Here is a 19,032-nt window from a genome sequence, read left to right on the forward strand (position 1 = left end):
ATTCTGGCCACCGAGAACAAGACAGGCCCCGGGGAGCGCGCGATGTGGTCAGTGGTGTCGTCGGGTGACCTGCCCGACGGGGAACGGTTCGAATGGTTCGCGGACATGATCTCCCGGGAGGTCATGCCCACGGCGCTCACCAGTGAGCGGCCCGCCGAGTTCACCGCCGATGTCGCCCTCCTCGACCTCGGCGGGCTCCAGGTGTCCAAGGTCGCCTACTCGCCGCTGCGTTCGCGGCGCACCCCCGCGCTCATCCGTCGCGGCGACCCCGAGCAGTACCAGCTCGGACTGGTGACCAAAGGGGCGATGACCCTCTCCCAGCACGGCAACGACTGCGAGGCCGAGGCCGGGGACCTCCTCTTCTGGGACACCTCGCGGCCCTCCGACGCGCGGTACGTCTCCGACGGCGAGCCCGGGCAGCTGGTCATCCTGCAACTCCCGCGTGAAGCACTGCCGTTGCGTACCAACCGGCTCGACGGCGTCCTCGCCCGGCGCATATCGGGACGGAGCGGGATCGGGGCCGTGCTCGTCGACTTCCTGCGGTCGCTCGTCACCCACGGCGGGGAGTGCGCGCCCGAGGAGCTGAGCCGGCTCGGGGCCACCGCGACCGACCTCGCGGCGGCCTGTCTCGCGCAGCACTCCGACACCGTGGAGAAGCTTCCCGCCGAGGTACGGGCGCGGGCGCTGCTCCGCCGGATCCACGCCTTCATCGAGTACGACCTCGGCGACCCCGAACTGACGCCCGTCGTCGTGGCCGCCCACCACAACCTGTCCGTCCGCACGCTCCACCAGCTCTTCAAGGGCGAGGGGGAGACCGTCCAGGCCCGTATCCGGCGCCGCCGCCTGGAGCGGTGCCGCGACGACCTCGCCCGGCCCGAACTCCTCACGCACCCGGTGCAGGCGATCGCCGCGCGGCGGGGGTTCAGCGGTCCCGCCGTCTTCAGCAGGGCGTTCCGCGAGGCGTACGGGGTCAGCCCCAGCGAGTTCCGTGCGCGGAAGATCAAGGAGGGCCGCGCTCCACGCACACCGGGCGGGACGGCGGGTTCCTAGGCTGGGGCCGCGGGCTCCCTGGCCGGGAGCCGACAGGGCCGAGCAGGGGAGCGACGGGGGAGGTCACGATGGGCGGGAAGCGCACCAACCAGGGGGTCTGGGACCTCCGCGCGTGAGGCTGTGGTCCACTGCTGCCGTGGCCCACCGGGGCCCGACCGACTGCCGGAGGCACCGTGGACCCTGCTCGTGAGACCGGCCTGGCCGAGGTGGCCGCGATGCCGGTACGGACCGATCGCCTCGACCTCGTACCGCTCGCCGTAGCGCACGCGGACGAGATGGCCGGGGTCCTCGCCGACCCCGCCCTGCACACCTTCATCGGCGGAGCGCCGCTCACGGCGCCCGAACTGCGGTCCCGCTACGAGCGGCTGACCGCGGGCTCGCCGGACCCGGCGACGGTCTGGTGCAACTGGGTGGTCCGCCTCCGCGACGAGGACCGGCTGACCGGCACGGTCCAGGCCACGCTCACGGACGGCGGCCGGACCGCGGAGGTGGCGTGGGTGACCGGCACGGAGTGGCAGGGCCGGGGGATCGCCCGGGAGGCGGCCGAGGGCCTGGTGACGGCACTGACGGAACGGGGCGTAAGGACGGTCCTGGCCCACGTCCACCCGGACCACGAGGCCTCCGCCGCGGTGGCCCGAGCGGCGGGCCTGACGCCGACGGACGAGAAACAGGACGGCGAGATCCGCTTCCGCCTCTCGCGGTAGGGACGGCGGCGCCACCTGCCGCCGGCGTGACGGTCAGCGAGACGCCCGCCCGCTCCGGCGTCCGGCCACGGCCACCCCCACCAGGAGCAGTGCCGACAGCGCTCCCGTTCCCAGTCCCGCCCGTAGTCCCGGGGGGCGGAACGTGCAGGTCAGTTCCGTTTCGGTTTCGGTGAGGGGGATCGCCAGCAGTCCGCCGTACGAACCCGCCGTCGTGTCCTCGCAGTGCCAGCCCGCGATGCGGGGGGTCGCTACGACCGCCGTGCCCTCGCCCGGGGGGAGCGTGGCCCTGATGCCGTCCGAGGTGATGCTGATCGACGTCACCGGGCGGGCTCGGAGGGTCGTCACCGCCGCTCGCAGCCGGTCGTGGTCCAGGCAGCCGAGTTCGCCCGGGCCCGGCAGCACCGGCTTCAGGCCGGGGACGCGCTGGACGCCCAGGGACGTCAGTGCCGCCCGGCGTTTCGGACCGCCGCCGAGCAGGCGCGTCTCGTGGTCGCCCAGGCGGGCCGTGCCCGTCGCCTCCGGGGCCCACAGGAAGACCTCCGTACCGACCGGGCACGCGCCCGCGCGCGGGGGCCCGTAGACCCGCGCCCCGAGCAGGAGTTCCTGGTTGCGGAACGGGGACGGGCCGTACACCGGGGCCGGGCCCGGCGGCCGTACCGTCACCAGCGGCAGGTACAGGTCCGTGCGGGCGACCGCGCCGTCCCGCCACCGCGCCCCCACCCCGAACAGCGCGTCCGTCACCGGGTTGTCCAGGCTCAGCAGGTTCCGGCCCCGTGACGTCCACCCGCCGCCCAGCGCGCTCAGCGTCTCCGTCAGGACCGCCGGGGTGTGGCTGCTGTAGTACGCGGCGCCCTGGCCGCCGAGCAGCAGCGGATCGTTGCCCGCGACCCGGGGCAGCCCCGCGTCCGTGCGGTACGCGGGCCAGCCGTCGGCCGCCGCAAGCGCCGCCGCCCGCCGGTCCTGCTCCGCGCCCCACGGCGGGTAGTCGTCGAGCCGGGCGAGCCGCTCCCGGTCCGCGTACGCCGTCGTCGCCGCCGCCTGCCCCAGCACCGTGCCGGCGACCAGGAGCGCGGCGAGCACCCCGTACCTCCCCCGGACCGGCAGCAGCAGCGCGCCCACCACCGCCGCCAGGCCCACCCCCGTCAGCAGCAGCGCCCAGGACGTGACGAAGGGGCTCGCGAGCGCCCCCGCCGCCAGCGCCGTGACGACCGCCGCCCCGCCGAGCAGCGCCCGCCGGTCCGGGCGGCCGTGGCCGAGGCCCGTCCAGGCGGCGACGACGAGGACGCCGGAGAGGACGAAGGTCTGCCGGTACGGGCTGCCGTTCGGCGTGGCGAACGCGTGCCACACCAGATGCGTCGGCCCCCACTGCATCGAGGCCGTCACCGCCACGCACAGCCCCGCCCACAGCCACCGCTCCCGGCCGGGCACGTCCCGCCGGAACAGCAGCGCCCCCACGAGCAGCAGCACCGCCGTGCTGACGAAGGCCGCGGGCGTCGAGAAGCTGTACGTCACCGGGAGCAGCCGGGCCAGCACGTCCGTGGCGGGCGCCGGGTCGAACTCCCTGACCAGGCCCGGGTAGGCGTGGCGCGAACCGAGGAACACCGGGATCAGGACGGGCGCGGCCAGCCCGACCCCGAGGCCCGTGGTCACCGCCGCCCGCAGGACCGTGCGGACGCGGAAGGAGTCCGTCAGCGCCAGGCGGACGAGGAGGACCAGGGCCGCGCCGAGGGTCGCCATGTACCCGGTGTAGAAGTTCGCCGTCCAGCAGACCGCCACCAGCAGAGGTCCGAGGAGCGGGCGGCGGCCCTCCCGCACCCACTCGCCCACCAGACAGAGCAGCGGGAAGGCGATCAGGCCGTCCAGCCACATCGGGTTGTACGTGCCCTCCGCGAGCGACCAGCCGCACAGCGCGTACGAGGCGCCGAGCACCGAAGCCCACCACCAGGCCCCGGGGCCGAGGCGGCGCAGCAGGAAGGTCATCGCCGCCGCCGCGAGCGCCGTCTTGAGGACGGTGATCGCGTAGACGGCGTACTCGATGTCCCCCCGCGGGAAGAGCGCGACCAGCGGGGCGAGGGGGCTCGACAGATAGGTGCCGTAGTCGGGGAGGAAGCTCGTCCCCCAGCCGGCCTGCCAGTCGAGCAGCGGCCCGCCGTCCGCCCGGCCGTGCAGCAGGTCCCACAGGTGCGCGTGGAACGGCACGAACTGGTTGGCGAGGTCGTTGACGGCCCGGTGGCGCGGCCCGAAGGGGAAGACCCGGGCGACGGCGTCCCCACCGCAGACGGCGGCCACGGAGAGCAGGGCGGCGAGGACGGGGGCGAGGAGACGGACGGCGTCCGGGACGCGGCCGGGAACATCCGGAGCGGCGCCGGGCCGGTCCGGGGCCGGACCGGAAGCGTCCGGAGCGAGGCCGGGCCCGTCCGGCGCCGGGCGGCCAGGAGCAGTGCGCTGAGAGTGCTGTGCGTTCGGCATGACACGCCGAATATGCCTCGGTCCCGCACGGAAATCCGCCCCCGGCGGCCCCGTTCACGCAATGGTCGCCTCAGCGCCACTCCCGTGGACCGGCCGGGTCACCGCACTCCGTTGTCGTGGTCGACGTGCTGCTCTCGATCGTCGTCCCGTGCTTCAACGAGGAAGACGTCCTCGCCCGTTTCCACGACCACGTGACCGACGAACTCGCCAGGCTCGACGGTGAGTTCGAGATCGTCTACGTGGACGACGGAAGCCGGGACGGGACGCTCCCCCTCCTCCAGGAGCTCGCCGCGCGCGACCCCCGACACGTCCGGTACGTCTCCTTCAGCCGTAACTTCGGCAAGGAGGCGGCGATGCTGGCCGGTCTCCGCGACGCCGCCGGCGACGCCGTCGTCATCATGGACGCCGACCTCCAGCACCCGCCCGAACTCGTCCACCGCATGGTCGCCCTGCACGCCGAGGGATACGACCAGGTCGTGGCCCGCCGCACCCGCGAGGGCGACCGCGTCACCCGTACCCTCACCGCCCGGCTCTACTACTGGGCGATCAACCGGCTCGTCGACGTCGAGCTGGTCGACGGCGTCGGCGACTTCCGTCTCCTCTCCCGCCGCACCGTCGACGCGGTCCTCGGCCTCGGCGAGTACAACCGCTTCTCCAAGGGCCTGTTCTCCTGGGTCGGCTTCCGGACGACGACGTTCTCGTACGAGAACGCCGTCCGCGAGGAGGGCCGCTCCAAGTGGACCTTCGGCAAACTCCTCAACTACGGCCTCGACGGCCTCCTCTCCTTCAACAACAAGCCGCTCCGGGCCGCCGTCCACCTCGGCTTCCTGCTCGTCCTCGTCGCCCTCGGCTACGCGGCCTGGATCGTCGGGGACGCGCTGGTCAACGGCGTCGACACACCCGGCTACGTCACCCTCCTCGTCGCCGTCACCGCCCTCGCCGGCGTGCAGATGGTGATGGTCGGGCTGATCGGCGAATACGTCGGTCGCATCTACTACGAGGTGAAGCGCCGCCCCCACTACCTGGTGAAGGAGACCCACGAGGGGTACGAGACGGACGTGATGCGGGCCGACACCCGGCGTACGGGTGAGTCGTTGTGGGAAACAGTCGCACCGAAGTAGTGGCTCCGGCCCCGGCGACTCCCTACCATCGATCACCGCAAGGTCGTTCCACTGACGCACGACCGCCCGGGAGGCTCCTTTGCACCGCCGCACCGCGCTCACCGTCACCGCCGCGCTCCTCGCCGCGGCCCCGCTGCTCACCGCCTGCGGCAGTGACGCCCACCCAGGAGCGGCGGCCGTCGTCGGCGGCGACCGGATCGACGTCTCCAGCCTCCAGGCACAGGTGGAGGACGTCCGCACCGCGCAGGACCGCTCCCCGGAGGCCGCCCAGCTGGTGCAGGCCACCGGCGACCTGCCCCGCCGCAAGCTCAACGTCATGATCTTCGACAAGGTCGTCGACAAGGTCGCCGCGGACAACGGCGTCACCGCCACCCGCGCCGACCTCCAGGAGACCCGGACCGCCTTCGTCCGCCAGAGCGGCGGCGAGGAGCGGCTCGCCGCCGTCCTCCTCCAGGAGCAGGGCGTGGCCCCCGGCCAGATCGACGACCTCGTCCGCCGCAACGTCCTCATGAACAAGATCGCCGCCAAGCTTGGCGTCACCGACAGCCCCGACGGCCAGAAGAAGCTGACCGAGGTCTTCTCGGCCGCCTCCAAGTCCCTCGGCATCGACGTGAACCCGCGCTACGGCGCCTGGGACGACGCACAGGTCCGGCTCACCGACACCACCGCGCCCTGGCTGCGGCAGCTCAGCCAGGACCCCGGCGCCGTCCCGGCCGGTACCTGAGCCGTTGTAGGTTCGAGGGGTGACAACTGAGAGCCCCGGCCGCATCGTCCTGCTCACCGCCAGCCACCGTGTGGCGCCCGGACTGCTGTCCTGGCCCGCCTGGCAGGCGCTGCGCACCGCGGACCGGGTGCTCTGCCCCGACGAGCACCACCCGCAGCTGCCGTACCTGCGGGAGGCCGGGGTCGCCGTGGAGCACCTGCGGCCCACCGCCGAGGAGCTCGTCGCCGCCTGCGCCGGAGGCCGTACGGTCCTCGTCCTGCCCTCCGGCGAGGGCGACCGGGCCCTCACCGACGGCCTCGCCCGGCTCGCCGGCTCCGGCCGGCTCACCATGCCGGACCTGGAACTGCTGCCCGGCTCGTACGACCTGCCCGGCGCCCGGCTGCTCGACCTCGTGCAGATCATGGACCGCATCCGCCGCGAATGCCCCTGGTCCTCGCGGCAGACGCACCGGGGGCTCGCCAAGTACGCCATCGAGGAGTCGTACGAACTCGTCGAGGCGATCGAGGACGGCGACCGGCACGAGCTGCGCGAGGAGCTGGGGGACGTCCTCCTCCAGGTCGTCTTCCACGCCCGGATCGCCGAGGAGGACCCGGAGGAGCCGTTCTCCGTGGACGACGTCGCCGGCACCCTCGTCGAGAAGCTGATCCTCCGCCACCCGCACGTCTTCGGCGACGCGACCGCCGAGACGCCGGAGGAGGTGCGGGAGCACTGGCTGCGCACCAAGGCCGTCGAGAAGCAGCGGGAGTCCGTCACCGACGGAGTGCCGCTCGGTCAGCCGGGACTGGCCCTCGCGGCGAAGCTCGGCAGCCGGGCCCGGACGGCGGAGCTCGACGTGGCCGTGCCGGAAGGCGAGGGCATCGGCTACGAGCTCCTCGCCCTCGCCGTACGGGCGGAGGCCGGCGGAGTGGACCCGGAGGCCGCCCTGCGCGCGGCGGCCCGCACGTACCGGGACGCGATCCGCGCCGCCGAGGGCGTCAAGCCGTAGGAAGAGCCTCTCCACGCGCGCGCGGCGCACGGGCCTCCGGGTTGTGCCAGAGCGGCGGGGGCGGGCCGAGGAGCCGTTCGGCGGCGGTGTTCGGGCGGATGCCGAAGGGGCCCACCGGGGACAGCGTGTCGTGGTGGATGCGGTCCGGGTCGGTGCCCAGCTCGACCAGGGCCTCGACGACCTCCGTCAGGAAGCCGGGCGGACCGGCCAGGTAGACGTCGTGGGCCGGCCAGTGGACGCAGGCCCGCAGCGCCTGGAGGAGACGCTCGGTCGCCTGGTCCTTGCGGTGGCCGGGGGCCGAGGTGATGTAGGTGACGCTGAGCCCGCCGAGACGTTCCTTGAGACGTTCCGCTTCCCGCCGCCCGTACAGGTACTCCTTCGCGCGCGCCACCACGAACAGCCGGCCCTTCAGCTCCGGCTCGGCCTCCGCCGCCTCCGACAGGAGGGCCCGCACCGGCGCCCAGCCCGTACCCGCGCAGATATACGTGCGCAGTCCGCCCGGCTCCGTCCGCGCGACCAGACCGCCGTCGGGCGCGCTCAGCCGCAGCGTCTCGCCCGGTCCCGTCGCCTCGACGAGCGCCGTGCTCATCGCGCCGCCCCGGATACGGCTCACATGCAGCTCCACCGTGCCGTCCGCGCGGGGGGCGTCCGCGAGGGAGTAGGTGCGCCAGACGCGCGGCACCCGCAGCGAGCTGACGCTGACGTACTGGCCGGGCAGGAACGGCAGGGGCCGCCGGGGCCGCAGGGTGAGGACGGCCAGGTCCTCGCCGAACCGCTCGTGCCGGACGATGTCCGCGTCCCACCAGGCCGGCTCCCCGGACCCGGAGGCCTCCTCCGCGCCCGCCAGCATCAGATCGGTCACCTGCCCGTACGCCTCGGTCCAGGCCTTCTCGGCCTCCGGGGTCCAGGCGGGTCCCGCCGCGTGCGCGAACGCGGCCAGCAGGCTCGTCCCGACCGCCGCGTACAGGGAGGGGGAGGCGAGGAACTTGCGGTGGTCGCGGCCGAGACGGCCCAGGTACCCGGCGAGGGCCGGGTCCTCCAGATGGTCCACCACATGGGTCAGCGCGGCGAACAGCCGGTCGCGCTGGGGCCGCATGTCCGCGGGGAACAGCGAGCGGACCGCCGGGTTGTGCCAGAAGAGATGCGCGTAGAAGAAGGTGACGGCGTGCTCGGCCCGTCTCTCGACGACCGCGAACGTGCTTCTGAGCATCTGGGGATCCACTGACACGAATCTAGGGCACCACCCCCCTCCGTGATCACAGGATCTCCACATCTCCCGCCCTCCGGGGCTGCCTGTACGGTCGGGGGGTGAGCACCACCCCCGGCACCGGCCCCGCTTCCGAGCCTCCTTCCGCGCCCGCTTCCGAGCCTCCTTCCGCGCCCGCTTCCGCGCCCGCTTCCGCGCCCGCCTCCGCGTCTGCCTCAGCGCCCGCCTCCTGCCCTGTCGGCGGTACCGCGGCCGGGGCGCGGCCCCCCGCGCCCGAGCTCTTCACCTGGGAGTTCGCGAGCGATCCGTACCCCGCGTACGCCTGGCTCCGGGCGCACGCGCCCGTGCACCGCACGACGCTCCCCAGCGGGGTCGACGCCTGGCTCGTGACCCGGTACGCCGACGCCCGGCAGGCCCTCGCCGACCAGCGGCTGTCCAAGAATCCCGCGCACCACGACGAGTCCCCGCACGCCAAGGGCAAGACCGGCATCCCCGGCGAGCGCAAGGCCGAGCTGATGACCCATCTGCTCAACATCGACCCGCCGGACCACACCCGGCTGAGGCGGCTCGTCTCGAAGGCCTTCACCCCGCGCCGGGTCGCCGAGTTCGCACCGCGCGTGCAGGAGCTGACCGACCGGCTCATCGACTCCTTCGTGGAGAAGGGGAGCGCGGACCTCATCCACGAGTTCGCCTTCCCGCTCCCCATCTACGCGATCTGCGACCTGCTCGGGGTGCCCGAGGAGGACCAGGACGACTTCCGCGACTGGGCCGGGATGATGATCCGGCACGGCGGCGGGCCGCGCGGCGGGGTCGCCCGGTCGGTCAAGAAGATGCGCGGCTACCTCGCCGAGCTGATCCACCGCAAGCGCGAGGAGCCCGGGGACGACCTCATCTCGGGGCTCATCAAGGCCTCCGACCACGGTGAGCACCTCACCGAGAACGAGGCCGCCGCGATGGCCTTCATCCTGCTCTTCGCCGGCTTCGAAACCACCGTAAATCTGGTCGGAAACGGACTTTACGCGCTTCTCCGTCACCCCGAGCAGCGCGAGCGCCTCCAGGCCTCGATCGCCGCCGGTGAGACCGGACTCCTGGAGACCGGCATCGAGGAGCTGCTGCGGTACGACGGGCCCGTGGAGATGGCCACCTGGCGGTACGCCACCCAGAACCTGACCGTCGGCGGCCAGGAGATCCCGGCGGGCGACCCCGTGCTCGTGGTGCTCGCCGCCGCCGACCGGGACCCGGAGCGGTTCGAGGGGCCGGACGTCCTCGACCTCGCCCGGCGCGACAACCAGCACCTCGGGTACGGCCACGGCATCCACTACTGCCTGGGTGCGCCGCTCGCCCGCCTCGAAGGGCAGACGGCGCTGGCCACCCTGCTGACTCGCCTTCCGGACCTGCGACTTGCCGCCGATCCGGACGAACTGCGGTGGCGCGGCGGGCTCATCATGCGTGGATTGCGCACGCTTCCGGTGGAGTTCTCCCCATCCGTACGTCTCCCGTGATCCCACGGTGAACTGACGGAGTGTCAAGAATGTGATCTTCGCGTGATCGTGCGGCCATCGACTTGTGATGAGCGTTCGAATGCGGCTACGTTTCGCCGCAGTCTCAGCCGTCACGCGAAAGGCGCTCCTATGCGTTCCGGGAACGGACGACACCGTCGCCCCCGTCAGGCCCCCGCCCTCGTCGTCGCCGCGGGCGTGACCGGATCCGCCATGGCGCTGCCGCTGCTCGCCACCGGATCCGCCTCCGCCGCCGACGCCGCCACCTGGGACCGGGTCGCCGAGTGCGAGTCCGGCGGTCAGTGGAACGCCAACTTCGGCAACGGCATGTACGGCGGCCTCCAGTTCACCCAGGGCAGCTGGGAGCGCCACGGCGGCCTGGCGTACGCGCCCAGCCCCGACCTGGCCAGCCGCGCCCAGCAGATCGCGGTGGCCGAGAAGGCGCTCGCGAAGGGCTCCCTGGAATGGGCCACCTGCGCACCGATCGCCGGCCTGAAGAACGACGGCACGGCCCCCGGCGTGAACCCGGGCCCGGCCGCGCTGCCGAAGGCGCCCGCGGGACCGGTCGCCGAGTCGAACCGGACCTCGGGCCTGCCGTCCTCCGACACCGCCGGTGCGGCGCGGACGGCCGAGCGGGACGCCCGTACGGCCACGCCCGCCGCTCCCGGCACCCCGACCACTCCTGTGACCCCCACCGCGCCGACGACGCCTCCGGCGGCCACGACGCCGGGAACGTCCACCACTCCGGGCACCCCGACCGCTCCCGCTGCGCCCGATACGTCCGCTACGCCGGACTCGTCCGCCATGCCCGGCATGCCGGGTGATGACGTGTCGTCGGCCACTCCCGGGACCGGGAAGCACCGGGGCGGGGCCGCTCCGGAGGGTGGTGCGAAGCCGGGCACTTCGCCCGAATCGGGCCGACACGCCTCGACCGGCGTCGAGCTGGCGGGGGACACCGCGGCGACGCCCGCGCCTGACGCCGCGAAGGATTCGGGCGCAACGGACACTTCCGGCACTTCGGGCGCGTACACCGTGCGGCCGGGTGACAGCCTGTCCGACATCGCACAGCAGAACGAACTCCCCGGAGGCTGGACGGCGCTCTATGACGCCAACCGCCGGACCGTCGGTGTCGATCCGGACCTCATCCTTCCTGGTCAGAGCCTTGACCTGACGAACGGTTCGCTCGCGAAGAAGGAGTGATTCGGGATCAAATGTCCGGATCTGGGTAAGTGAGACATGGGTCTCTTCGCCCCAACTGGCGTGTCCCGTCCGAGAAATCCGCTCCCGTCACCTCTCACCTGCGCAAACACTCCCAACCGGAAGGCAAGCAGGGGCGATATTTCCGCAATGCGCCTCTTTGAACTTCCAGTGGGTCTGTGTCTACGGTCGTCACCGCTCGCCACCGCGGGCCCCGTCGACCGAAACGCCGAATCCTGCCGTCGGCCGATGGGAACAGTCGTCGCGTCAGCGCCGAAGGCAGGAGTGGGGGACCCAAGGTAAGTGCCGGTCCCGGCCGTTGAGAAAGACGGCCGACGACGGGCTTGGGGTGAAGCCGCGTGCAAGGACACGCGGCCGGGCAACTTTCCGGCCCGAACCCGACAGCTCACCTCACAGGCGTCGGTGAGGAGTACTTCCATGCTGTTTTCCGGTAAGGGCAAACACCGTCGTCCCTCCAAGGCCACCCAGGTCGCCACGCTCGTCGGCGTCACCGGTGTCGCCGTCGCCGCCCCGCTGATGACCGCGGGCACCGCCTCGGCCGCCACGGTCTCCGAGTGGGACCGCGTCGCCCAGTGCGAGTCCGGCGGCAACTGGTCCATCAACACGGGCAACGGCTACTACGGCGGCCTCCAGTTCTCGGCCTCCACCTGGGCCGCGTACGGCGGCACCGCCTACGCCTCGACCGCCAACCAGGCGTCGAAGTCCCAGCAGATCGCCATCGGCGAGAAGGTCCTCGCGGGCCAGGGCAAGGGTGCCTGGCCGAGCTGCGGTGTGGGCCTCTCCGGTGCCTCCTACGACGGCGGCGCCGCCGAGAGCACCCCGAAGAGCGCCACCCAGCAGCCGAGCCAGCAGCCGAAGCCGGAGCGGAAGGCCGAGCAGCCGACCACCCGCAGCGAGCAGCGCCAGGCCCCGAAGAAGGCCGCGCAGCAGCAGGCCGCGCCGAAGGCCGCCAAGCAGACCGTCACCACCCCGGCCGGCAAGACGGTCAAGAAGGGTGACGGCGAGTACAAGGTCGTGGCCGGCGACACCCTCAGCAAGATCGCCCAGGCGCACGGCGTCAAGGGCGGCTGGGCCAAGCTCTTCGAGCTGAACAAGGACGTCGTCGAGAACGCCGACCTCATCTACCCGGGCCAGCAGCTCCACCTGAAGTAGGGCCCGGCGGTCCCTGTGAGTCCGGCGGCTCGCACGGACCCCACGACCCGCCCGCGGTGACCACCCCGGCCCGACGCGCCCTCCCCCGTGCGCGTCGGGCCGGGGTTCCCCCGTTCCAGGGGCGCTTTGCGGTTACTGTCCAGTAGATACGGGGTCCTTCGTCCCGGGATGCATGCCCTTGGGTCCTTTTTCGTCCCAGGGGGCGGGCGCCCGGCTGGCCGGAGGCTCCGCGCCGGTTAGGCTCTTGTCGCAAGGCCGGTCGACCCTGCGCCGGCCATGCGTCACATCCAGCGTCACATCCCAAAAAGGAGATGCTCGTGCCGTCCATCGACGTCGTCGTAGCCCGGGAAATCCTGGACTCCCGAGGCAACCCCACGGTCGAGGTCGAGGTCGGCCTCGACGACGGCAGCACCGGCCGTGCTGCCGTTCCGTCCGGCGCCTCCACCGGTGCGTTCGAGGCCATCGAGCTTCGCGACGGTGACCCGAACCGCTACATGGGCAAGGGTGTCGAGAAGGCCGTCCTCGCCGTCATCGAGCAGATCGGCCCGGAGCTCGTCGGCTACGACGCCACCGAGCAGCGCCTGATCGACCAGGCCATGTTCGACCTGGACGCCACGGAGAACAAGGGCTCGCTCGGCGCCAACGCCATCCTCGGCGTCTCCCTCGCCGTCGCGCACGCCGCCTCCGAGGCCTCGGACCTCCCCCTCTTCCGCTACCTCGGCGGCCCGAACGCGCACCTGCTGCCCGTTCCGATGATGAACATCCTGAACGGTGGGTCGCACGCCGACTCCAACGTCGACATCCAGGAGTTCATGATCGCCCCGATCGGCGCGGAGTCCTTCTCCGAGGCCCTCCGCTGGGGCGCCGAGATCTACCACACGCTCAAGGGCGTGCTGAAGCGCAAGGGCCTCTCCACCGGCCTCGGCGACGAGGGCGGCTTCGCCCCGAACCTCGAGTCGAACCGCGCCGCACTCGACCTCATCGTCGAGGCCATCAAGGAGGCCGGCTACACCCCGGGCTCCGACGTCGCGCTCGCGCTCGACGTCGCCGCGTCCGAGTTCTACAAGGACGGCAAGTACGAGTTCGAGGGCAAGTCCCGCTCGGCCGCCGAGATGACCGAGTACTACGAGGAGCTCGTCTCCGCGTACCCGATGGTCTCCATCGAGGACCCGCTGTTCGAGGACGACTGGGCGGGCTGGAAGGTCCTCACCGACAAGCTGGGCGCCAAGGTCCAGATCGTCGGCGACGACCTCTTCGTCACCAACCCGGAGCGTCTGGCCCGCGGCATCGAGGAGGGCACCGCGAACGCCCTCCTGGTCAAGGTCAACCAGATCGGCTCGCTGACCGAGACGCTGGACGCCGTCGAGATGGCCCAGCGCAACGGCTTCAAGTGCATGATGTCCCACCGCTCCGGCGAGACCGAGGACGTCACCATCGCCGACCTCGCCGTCGCGGTGAACTGCGGCCAGATCAAGACCGGCGCCCCGGCCCGCTCGGACCGCGTCGCCAAGTACAACCAGCTGCTGCGCATCGAGGAGATCCTCGACGACGCCGCGGTCTACGCCGGCCGCAGCGCCTTCCCGCGTTTCAAGGGCTGACACCAGGTCTCATCCCTACGTCCCCGCACTCGGTCCCGTACCGTGTGCGGGGACGTCCGCGTGAACAGGGGAGGCGACACGACATGGCCGCGAAGGACCGGGACCGGTTCTCGACCGCGACCCGGATCAGACTGCTCGGCGAGCAGACCGCCGCCCGTGTCTACCGCTCCCAGACCCGCCGTCAGGCCCGCCGCTCCCGGCTCACCGGCCGCGCGGCCTTCCTCGCGCTGGTCGTCTGCTCCCTCGTCGTGGCGCTCGCCTACCCCATGCGGAGCTACGTCTCCCAGCAGGGCGAGATCGCCGACCAGGAGCGCAAGGCCGCCGAGGCCGCCCGGCGGGTCGAGGAACTCAGGGACGAGAAGGCCCGCCTCCAGGACCCGGCCTACGTCCGCCGCCTCGCCCGCGAGCACCTGCACTACCTGATGCCCGGCGAGACCGGCTTCACCGTGAACGACCCCGGCGCGGAGCAACGGCCCCGCACCGACCAGGGCGCGGCGGACCGCCCCTGGTACGACAACCTCTGGGACGGCGTCGACCACGCCGACCGTCCCTGACCCCTCCTCCGCGACACAGCAAGGCAGACATGGACACGCCCCCTCCGCAGACCGAACGCACCGAGCCCACCGAGAAGGACATCGCCGCCTTCGAGCTCCAGCTCGGCCGGCCGCCCCGCGGCCTGCGCGCCATCGCGCACCGCTGCCCGTGCGGCAACCCGGACGTCGTCGAGACCGCGCCCCGGCTCCCCGACGGCACGCCCTTCCCGACCACGTACTACCTGACCTGCCCCCGGGCGGCCTCGGCCATCGGGACGCTGGAGGCCAACGGGGTCATGAAGGAGATGCAGGCCCGGCTCGCCACCGACCCGGAGCTCGCCGCCGCCTACCGGGCCGCGCACGAGGACTACATCGCCCGCCGTGACGCCATCGAGGTGCTTGAGGGCTTCCCGAGCGCCGGCGGCATGCCGGACCGGGTCAAGTGCCTGCACGTCCTCGTCGGCCACTCGCTGGCGGCGGGTCCCGGCGTGAACCCGTTCGGCGACGAGGCCCTCGCGATGCTGCCGGAGTGGTGGGCCAAGGGCGCCTGCGTCACCCCCTGCGCCGACAAGGAAGAAGGGGAGAAGTGACCCGGGTCGCCGGAATCGACTGCGGTACGAACTCCATCCGCCTCCTCGTGGCCGACGTCCACCCGGAGACGGGTGAGCTGATCGAGCTGGACCGGCGGATGACGATCGTCCGGCTCGGGCAGGACGTCGACCGGACCGGCCGGCTGGCCCCCGAGGCCCTGGAGCGGACCTTCGCGGCCTGCCGCGCGTACGCCGAGGTCATCAAGGAACTGGGGGCGGAGCGGATCCGCTTCGTCGCCACCTCCGCCTCCCGCGACGCCGAGAACCGCGCGGACTTCGTGAACGGGGTCGTGGAGATCCTCGGCGTCGAGCCCGAGGTCATCACCGGCGACCAGGAGGCCGCCTTCTCCTTCACCGGCGCCACCGGCGAACTCCACGGCACCGAGACCTACCTCGTCGTGGACATCGGCGGCGGCTCCACCGAGTTCGTCACCGGCAACAAGCACGTCGAGGCCGCCCGCTCCGTCGACATCGGCTGCGTCCGGCTCACCGAGCGGCACGTCCGGCACGACCCGCCGACCACCGAGGAGGCCGAAGCGATCCGCGTCGACGTCCGGGCCGCGCTCGACCTGGCCGCCGAGACCGTGCCGATCGACAGCGCGGAAACCCTCGTCGGCCTCGCCGGCTCGGTCACCACGGTCGCCGCCATCGCCCTGGGCCTGCCGGAGTACGACTCCGAGAAGGTCCACCACTCCCGGATCTCCGCCGAGCGGATCGCCGAGGTGACCGACCGGCTGCTCATCTCCACCCACGCCGAGCGGGCAGCGATCCCGGTCATCCACCCCGGCCGGGTCGACGTGATCATCGCGGGCGCGCTGGTCCTGAGGGAGATCGTCGAACGCGTGGGAGCCCGTGAGGTCGTCGTCAGCGAGCACGACATCCTCGATGGGATCGCCCTATCCGTGGCATAGCGGGCGTCTATCGAGCCTGCCGGCGGCCTCCCGTCGGGAAAGTTCGTGAAGTTCTTCACAAGGAAAAGGGCCCTGATGGCGCCCGAGGGGGGTCATTAGGCCCTTCGAGGGGCGCCTCAGGGCCCTTTCGCAGGCGCGGAGGCCGAATCGCTCGTTGTTTCCATCGTGTGAACGGGTGCCCTGATTCAGGCTTGACGGAGGCTCTCCTGGCCAGTTCACAAGGGGTGAACAACGTTCGCCCCTGCACTCCGGTTCCTTTGCAGCACCATGACATGGATCACGTGGGCGGCGGAGTGTAGCAGAGGTACCCGGAGACCTTGTGAAGGGGCGCACGAGCTCCCCCCTGGTACGGGGTGGATACTCGATGCCATGAGCACCACGGAGCGTCCCAGGATCCTCGTAGTAGGCGGCGGGTACGTAGGCCTGTACGCAGCTCGGCGCATCCTCAAGAAGATGCGCTACGCGGAGGCGACCGTCACGGTCGTCGACCCGCGGTCGTACATGACCTACCAGCCCTTCCTGCCCGAAGCCGCCGCCGGCAGCATCTCGCCGCGCCACGTCGTCGTCCCGCTGCGACGCGTCGTGCGCGGAGCCGAGGTGCTCACCGGTCGGGTCACCACCATCGACCAGGACCGCAAGGTCGCCACGATCGCGCCGCTCGTCGGCGAGGCGTACGAGCTGCCCTTCGACTACCTGGTCATCGCGATGGGCGCGGTCTCCCGCACCTTCCCGATCCCCGGCCTCGCCGAGCAGGGCATCGGCATGAAGGGCATCGAGGAGGCCATCGGCCTGCGCAACCACGTCCTCGAGCAGCTCGACAAGGCCGACTCGACCACCGACGAGGAGGTCCGCCGCAAGGCGCTGACCTTCGTCTTCGTCGGCGGTGGCTTCGCCGGCGCCGAGACGATCGGCGAGGTCGAGGACATGGCCCGCGACGCCGCGAAGTACTACCAGAACGTGTCGCGCGAGGACATGCGCTTCGTCCTGGTCGACGCGGCCGACAAGATCCTCCCCGAGGTGGGCCCCAAGCTCGGCCAGTACGGCAAGGAGCACCTGGAGTCCCGCGGGATCGAGATCTACCTCGAGACCTCCATGGACTCCTGCGTCGACGGCCACGTCGTGCTGAAGAACGGCCTCGAGGTCGACTCCAACACGATCGTGTGGACCGCCGGTGTGAAGCCGAACCCGGCGCTCTCCCGCTTCGGTCTGCCGCTCGGCCCCCGCGGCCATGTGGACTGCAACGAGAAGCTCCAGGTCAACGGCCTCGACTACGCCTGGGCCGCGGGCGACAACGCCCAGGTCCCGGACATGGTCGGCCGCAGGGCGGGCAACCCGAACGCCTGGTGCCCGCCGAACGCCCAGCACGCGCTGCGCCAGGCCAAGGTCCTCGGCGACAACGTGGTGGCCGGCATGCGCGGCTTCCCGCAGGCCGAGTACAGCCACGCGAACAAGGGCGCCGTCGCCGGCCTCGGCCTGCACAAGGGCGTCGCGATGATCGTCATGGGCAAGATGAAGATCAAGGTCAAGGGCCGTCTCGCCTGGTACATGCACCGTGGGTACCACGGCATGGCGATGCCGACCTGGAACCGCAAGATCCGCGTCTTCGCCGACTGGACCCTCGCGATGTTCCTCAAGCGCGAGGTCGTCTCGCTCGGCGCCATGGAGACGCCGCGCGAGGAGTTCTACGAGGCCGCCAAGCCCGCCCCCGCGCCGGCCGCCCCGGCGCAGGAGAAGGCCAAGGCCTCCTAGCGCACCCGCAGTACGCGTAGCACCGCAGTACCCGCAGTACCCGCAGTACCCGAAAGGGCCGTCCGCCATCCGTGGTGCGGACGGCCCTTCGTGTGTTTTGCCGACTTGTTGCGCTGCGGCGGGACTGCAAACGCCTACCGACGGTGTTCCCTTGGTGACGAGCATTTCTGGGGCACGAGATCACGGAGGTGTGCACCATGGCCGACGCCGCGTCGCGGCTGACGACTCTCGCCGAGGAGCTGCTGGGAGGACCGCTCCCGGTGCGACTGCGAGCCTGGGACGGCAGTGAGGCCGGTCCCGCAGGAGGCCCCGTCCTGATCGTCCGCGACCGCCGAGCCCTGCGGAGGATGATCTGGAAGCCCGGCGAACTGGGCCTGGCCCGCGCCTGGGTGGCCGGGGAACTCGACGTCGAGGGAGACCTGTACGCCCTCCTGGACGGGCTCTCGGGCCTGCTCTGGGAGCGGGAGGCCGACAGCAGGAGCCTGCTCGCGTCCGCGCGCGACCCCAGGCTCCGCGCCGCCGCCCGCAGCCTGCTGCGCCTCGCCGGGCCGCTGCCGCCGCCGCAGCCGCCGGCCGAGGAGATGCGGGGCCGCAGCGGCGGCCGTCACAGCAGGCGCAGGGACAAGCAGGCGATCAGTCACCACTACGACGTGGGCAACGACTTCTACGAGCTGGTCCTCGGCCCGTCGATGGTCTACTCGTGCGCGTACTGGGCATCCGAGGGCCCCGACGCGACCCTGGAGGACGCCCAGCGGGACAAGCTGGACCTCATCGCCCGCAAGCTCAACCTCAAGGAGGGCGACCGGCTGCTCGACGTGGGCTGCGGCTGGGGCTCCATGGCCCTCCACGCCGCCCGCGAGTACGGCGCCCGGGTCGTCGGCATCACCCTCTCCCGCGAGCAGGCCGCGTACGCCCGCAAGCGGATCGCCGACGAGGGCCTGACCGACCTGATCGAGATCCGCGTCCAGGACTACCGGGACGTCACCGACGGCCCGTACGACGCGATCTCCTCGATCGGCATGGCCGAGCACGTCGGCGCCGTGAAGTACCGGGAGTACGCCGACATCCTCCACGGGCTCCTCAGGCCCGGCGGCCGGCTCCTGAACCACCAGATCTCGCGGCGCCCCGAGCCCGACGAGGAGGCCTACGAGGTCGACGAGTTCATCGACGCGTATGTCTTCCCCGACGGCGAGCTGGCCCCGATGGGCCGCACGCTGGCCACCCTGGAGGACGCCGGCTTCGAGGTCAGGGACGTGGAGGCGATCCGCGAGCACTACGCGCTCACCCTGCGCCACTGGGTGGCGAACCTGGAGCGGGAGTGGGACCGGGCGGTCCGGTTCACCTCGCCGGGCCGGGCGAGGATCTGGCGGCTCTACATGGCGGCCTCCGCCGTCTCCTTCGAGCGCAACCGGATCGGCGTGAACCAGTTCCTCGCCGTGAAGACCCCGGTCTCGGGGAAGAGCGGCACGGCGCTGCGCCCGCGCGTCTGGAACGAGAAGACCGGCTGACGAAGGACAGCAGA

The 19,032-nt window shown here is 72.0% G+C and carries 16 protein-coding genes and 1 riboswitch; of the genes, 14 read left to right on the forward strand and 2 right to left on the reverse strand.

The window, feature by feature from the left end; genetic code table 11:
- Window positions 1-42: 42 nt before the first annotated feature.
- The gene (locus ABT154_RS30325; protein WP_351861054.1) at window positions 43-1,050 is read left to right on the forward strand and encodes an AraC family transcriptional regulator; all 1,008 of its coding nucleotides are present in this window, start codon (window positions 43-45) and stop codon (window positions 1,048-1,050) included.
- A gap of 215 nt (window positions 1,051-1,265) precedes the next feature.
- Window positions 1,266-1,754, forward strand: a complete 489-nt coding sequence (locus tag ABT154_RS30330) for a GNAT family N-acetyltransferase (RefSeq protein ID WP_351861151.1) — start codon at window positions 1,266-1,268, stop codon at window positions 1,752-1,754.
- 33 nt (window positions 1,755-1,787) lie between these two features.
- Here the strand turns inward: ABT154_RS30330 and ABT154_RS30335 are convergent, their stop codons facing one another.
- Window positions 1,788-4,223 (reverse strand): YfhO family protein, encoded by a 2,436-nt coding sequence (locus tag ABT154_RS30335; protein WP_351861056.1) that lies wholly within the window; start codon window positions 4,221-4,223, stop codon window positions 1,788-1,790.
- 125 nt (window positions 4,224-4,348) lie between these two features.
- Here ABT154_RS30335 and ABT154_RS30340 point away from each other — a divergent pair, with 125 nt between their 5' ends.
- From ABT154_RS30340 to ABT154_RS30350, 3 genes are all read left to right on the forward strand, one after another.
- A complete protein-coding gene (locus ABT154_RS30340) occupies window positions 4,349-5,344 on the forward strand; it encodes a glycosyltransferase family 2 protein (RefSeq protein WP_317878092.1) in 996 nt (331 codons plus the stop codon).
- Between the two features lie 79 nt (window positions 5,345-5,423).
- The gene (locus ABT154_RS30345; RefSeq protein WP_351861058.1) at window positions 5,424-6,068 is read left to right on the forward strand and encodes a SurA N-terminal domain-containing protein; all 645 of its coding nucleotides are present in this window, start codon (window positions 5,424-5,426) and stop codon (window positions 6,066-6,068) included.
- A 19-nt stretch (window positions 6,069-6,087) separates the two neighbouring features.
- Window positions 6,088-7,053 carry a nucleoside triphosphate pyrophosphohydrolase gene (locus tag ABT154_RS30350; protein WP_351861059.1) on the forward strand — a complete coding sequence of 322 codons (966 nt, stop codon included), beginning with the start codon at window positions 6,088-6,090 and terminating at the stop codon, window positions 7,051-7,053.
- On the opposite strand, the gene ABT154_RS30355 is transcribed toward ABT154_RS30350, so the two are convergent.
- Window positions 7,043-8,263: a globin domain-containing protein gene (locus ABT154_RS30355; RefSeq protein WP_351861060.1), complete on the reverse strand. Its 1,221-nt coding sequence runs from the start codon at window positions 8,261-8,263 to the stop codon at window positions 7,043-7,045. The two genes, ABT154_RS30350 and ABT154_RS30355, sit on opposite strands and share 11 nt — an antisense overlap.
- Window positions 8,264-8,361: 98 nt before the next feature.
- Here ABT154_RS30355 and ABT154_RS30360 point away from each other — a divergent pair, with 98 nt between their 5' ends.
- The 9 genes from ABT154_RS30360 to ABT154_RS30400 all read left to right on the forward strand — a co-directional run bounded on the left by ABT154_RS30360 (window position 8,362) and on the right by ABT154_RS30400 (window position 19,018).
- Window positions 8,362-9,762, forward strand: coding sequence for a cytochrome P450 family protein (locus ABT154_RS30360; RefSeq protein WP_351861061.1), 1,401 nt, complete (start codon window positions 8,362-8,364; stop codon window positions 9,760-9,762).
- Window positions 9,763-9,891: 129 nt separating this feature from the next.
- Window positions 9,892-10,959, forward strand: a complete 1,068-nt coding sequence (locus tag ABT154_RS30365) for a LysM peptidoglycan-binding domain-containing protein (protein ID WP_351861062.1) — start codon at window positions 9,892-9,894, stop codon at window positions 10,957-10,959.
- Between the two features lie 258 nt (window positions 10,960-11,217).
- Window positions 11,218-11,391: riboswitch (cyclic di-AMP (ydaO/yuaA leader) on the forward strand.
- Window positions 11,392-11,394: 3 nt separating this feature from the next.
- The gene (locus ABT154_RS30370) at window positions 11,395-12,129 is read left to right on the forward strand and encodes a transglycosylase family protein (RefSeq protein WP_351861063.1); all 735 of its coding nucleotides are present in this window, start codon (window positions 11,395-11,397) and stop codon (window positions 12,127-12,129) included.
- Window positions 12,130-12,440: 311 nt separating this feature from the next.
- Window positions 12,441-13,727 (forward strand): phosphopyruvate hydratase, encoded by a 1,287-nt coding sequence (eno, locus tag ABT154_RS30375; RefSeq protein ID WP_351861064.1) that lies wholly within the window; start codon window positions 12,441-12,443, stop codon window positions 13,725-13,727.
- 83 nt (window positions 13,728-13,810) lie between these two features.
- On the forward strand, window positions 13,811-14,281 hold the full coding sequence (locus tag ABT154_RS30380; protein WP_317873922.1) for an FtsB family cell division protein: 471 nt from the start codon (window positions 13,811-13,813) through the stop codon (window positions 14,279-14,281).
- 29 nt (window positions 14,282-14,310) lie between these two features.
- Window positions 14,311-14,850, forward strand: a complete 540-nt coding sequence (locus ABT154_RS30385) for a DUF501 domain-containing protein (protein ID WP_317873923.1) — start codon at window positions 14,311-14,313, stop codon at window positions 14,848-14,850.
- Entirely contained in the window at window positions 14,847-15,761 is a 915-nt protein-coding gene (locus ABT154_RS30390; protein WP_351861066.1) for a Ppx/GppA phosphatase family protein, read from the forward strand. The genes ABT154_RS30385 and ABT154_RS30390 overlap by 4 nt, the downstream gene beginning before the upstream one ends.
- Before the next feature lie 369 nt (window positions 15,762-16,130).
- Window positions 16,131-17,510: an NAD(P)/FAD-dependent oxidoreductase gene (locus ABT154_RS30395; protein WP_351861068.1), complete on the forward strand. Its 1,380-nt coding sequence runs from the start codon at window positions 16,131-16,133 to the stop codon at window positions 17,508-17,510.
- Window positions 17,511-17,707: 197 nt separating this feature from the next.
- A complete protein-coding gene (locus ABT154_RS30400; RefSeq protein WP_351861070.1) occupies window positions 17,708-19,018 on the forward strand; it encodes a class I SAM-dependent methyltransferase in 1,311 nt (436 codons plus the stop codon).
- Window positions 19,019-19,032 lie beyond the last annotated feature (14 nt).

This window comes from Streptomyces sp. NPDC001728 (assembly GCF_040297565.1).
In the GTDB taxonomy this organism is placed as follows: domain Bacteria; phylum Actinomycetota; class Actinomycetes; order Streptomycetales; family Streptomycetaceae; genus Streptomyces.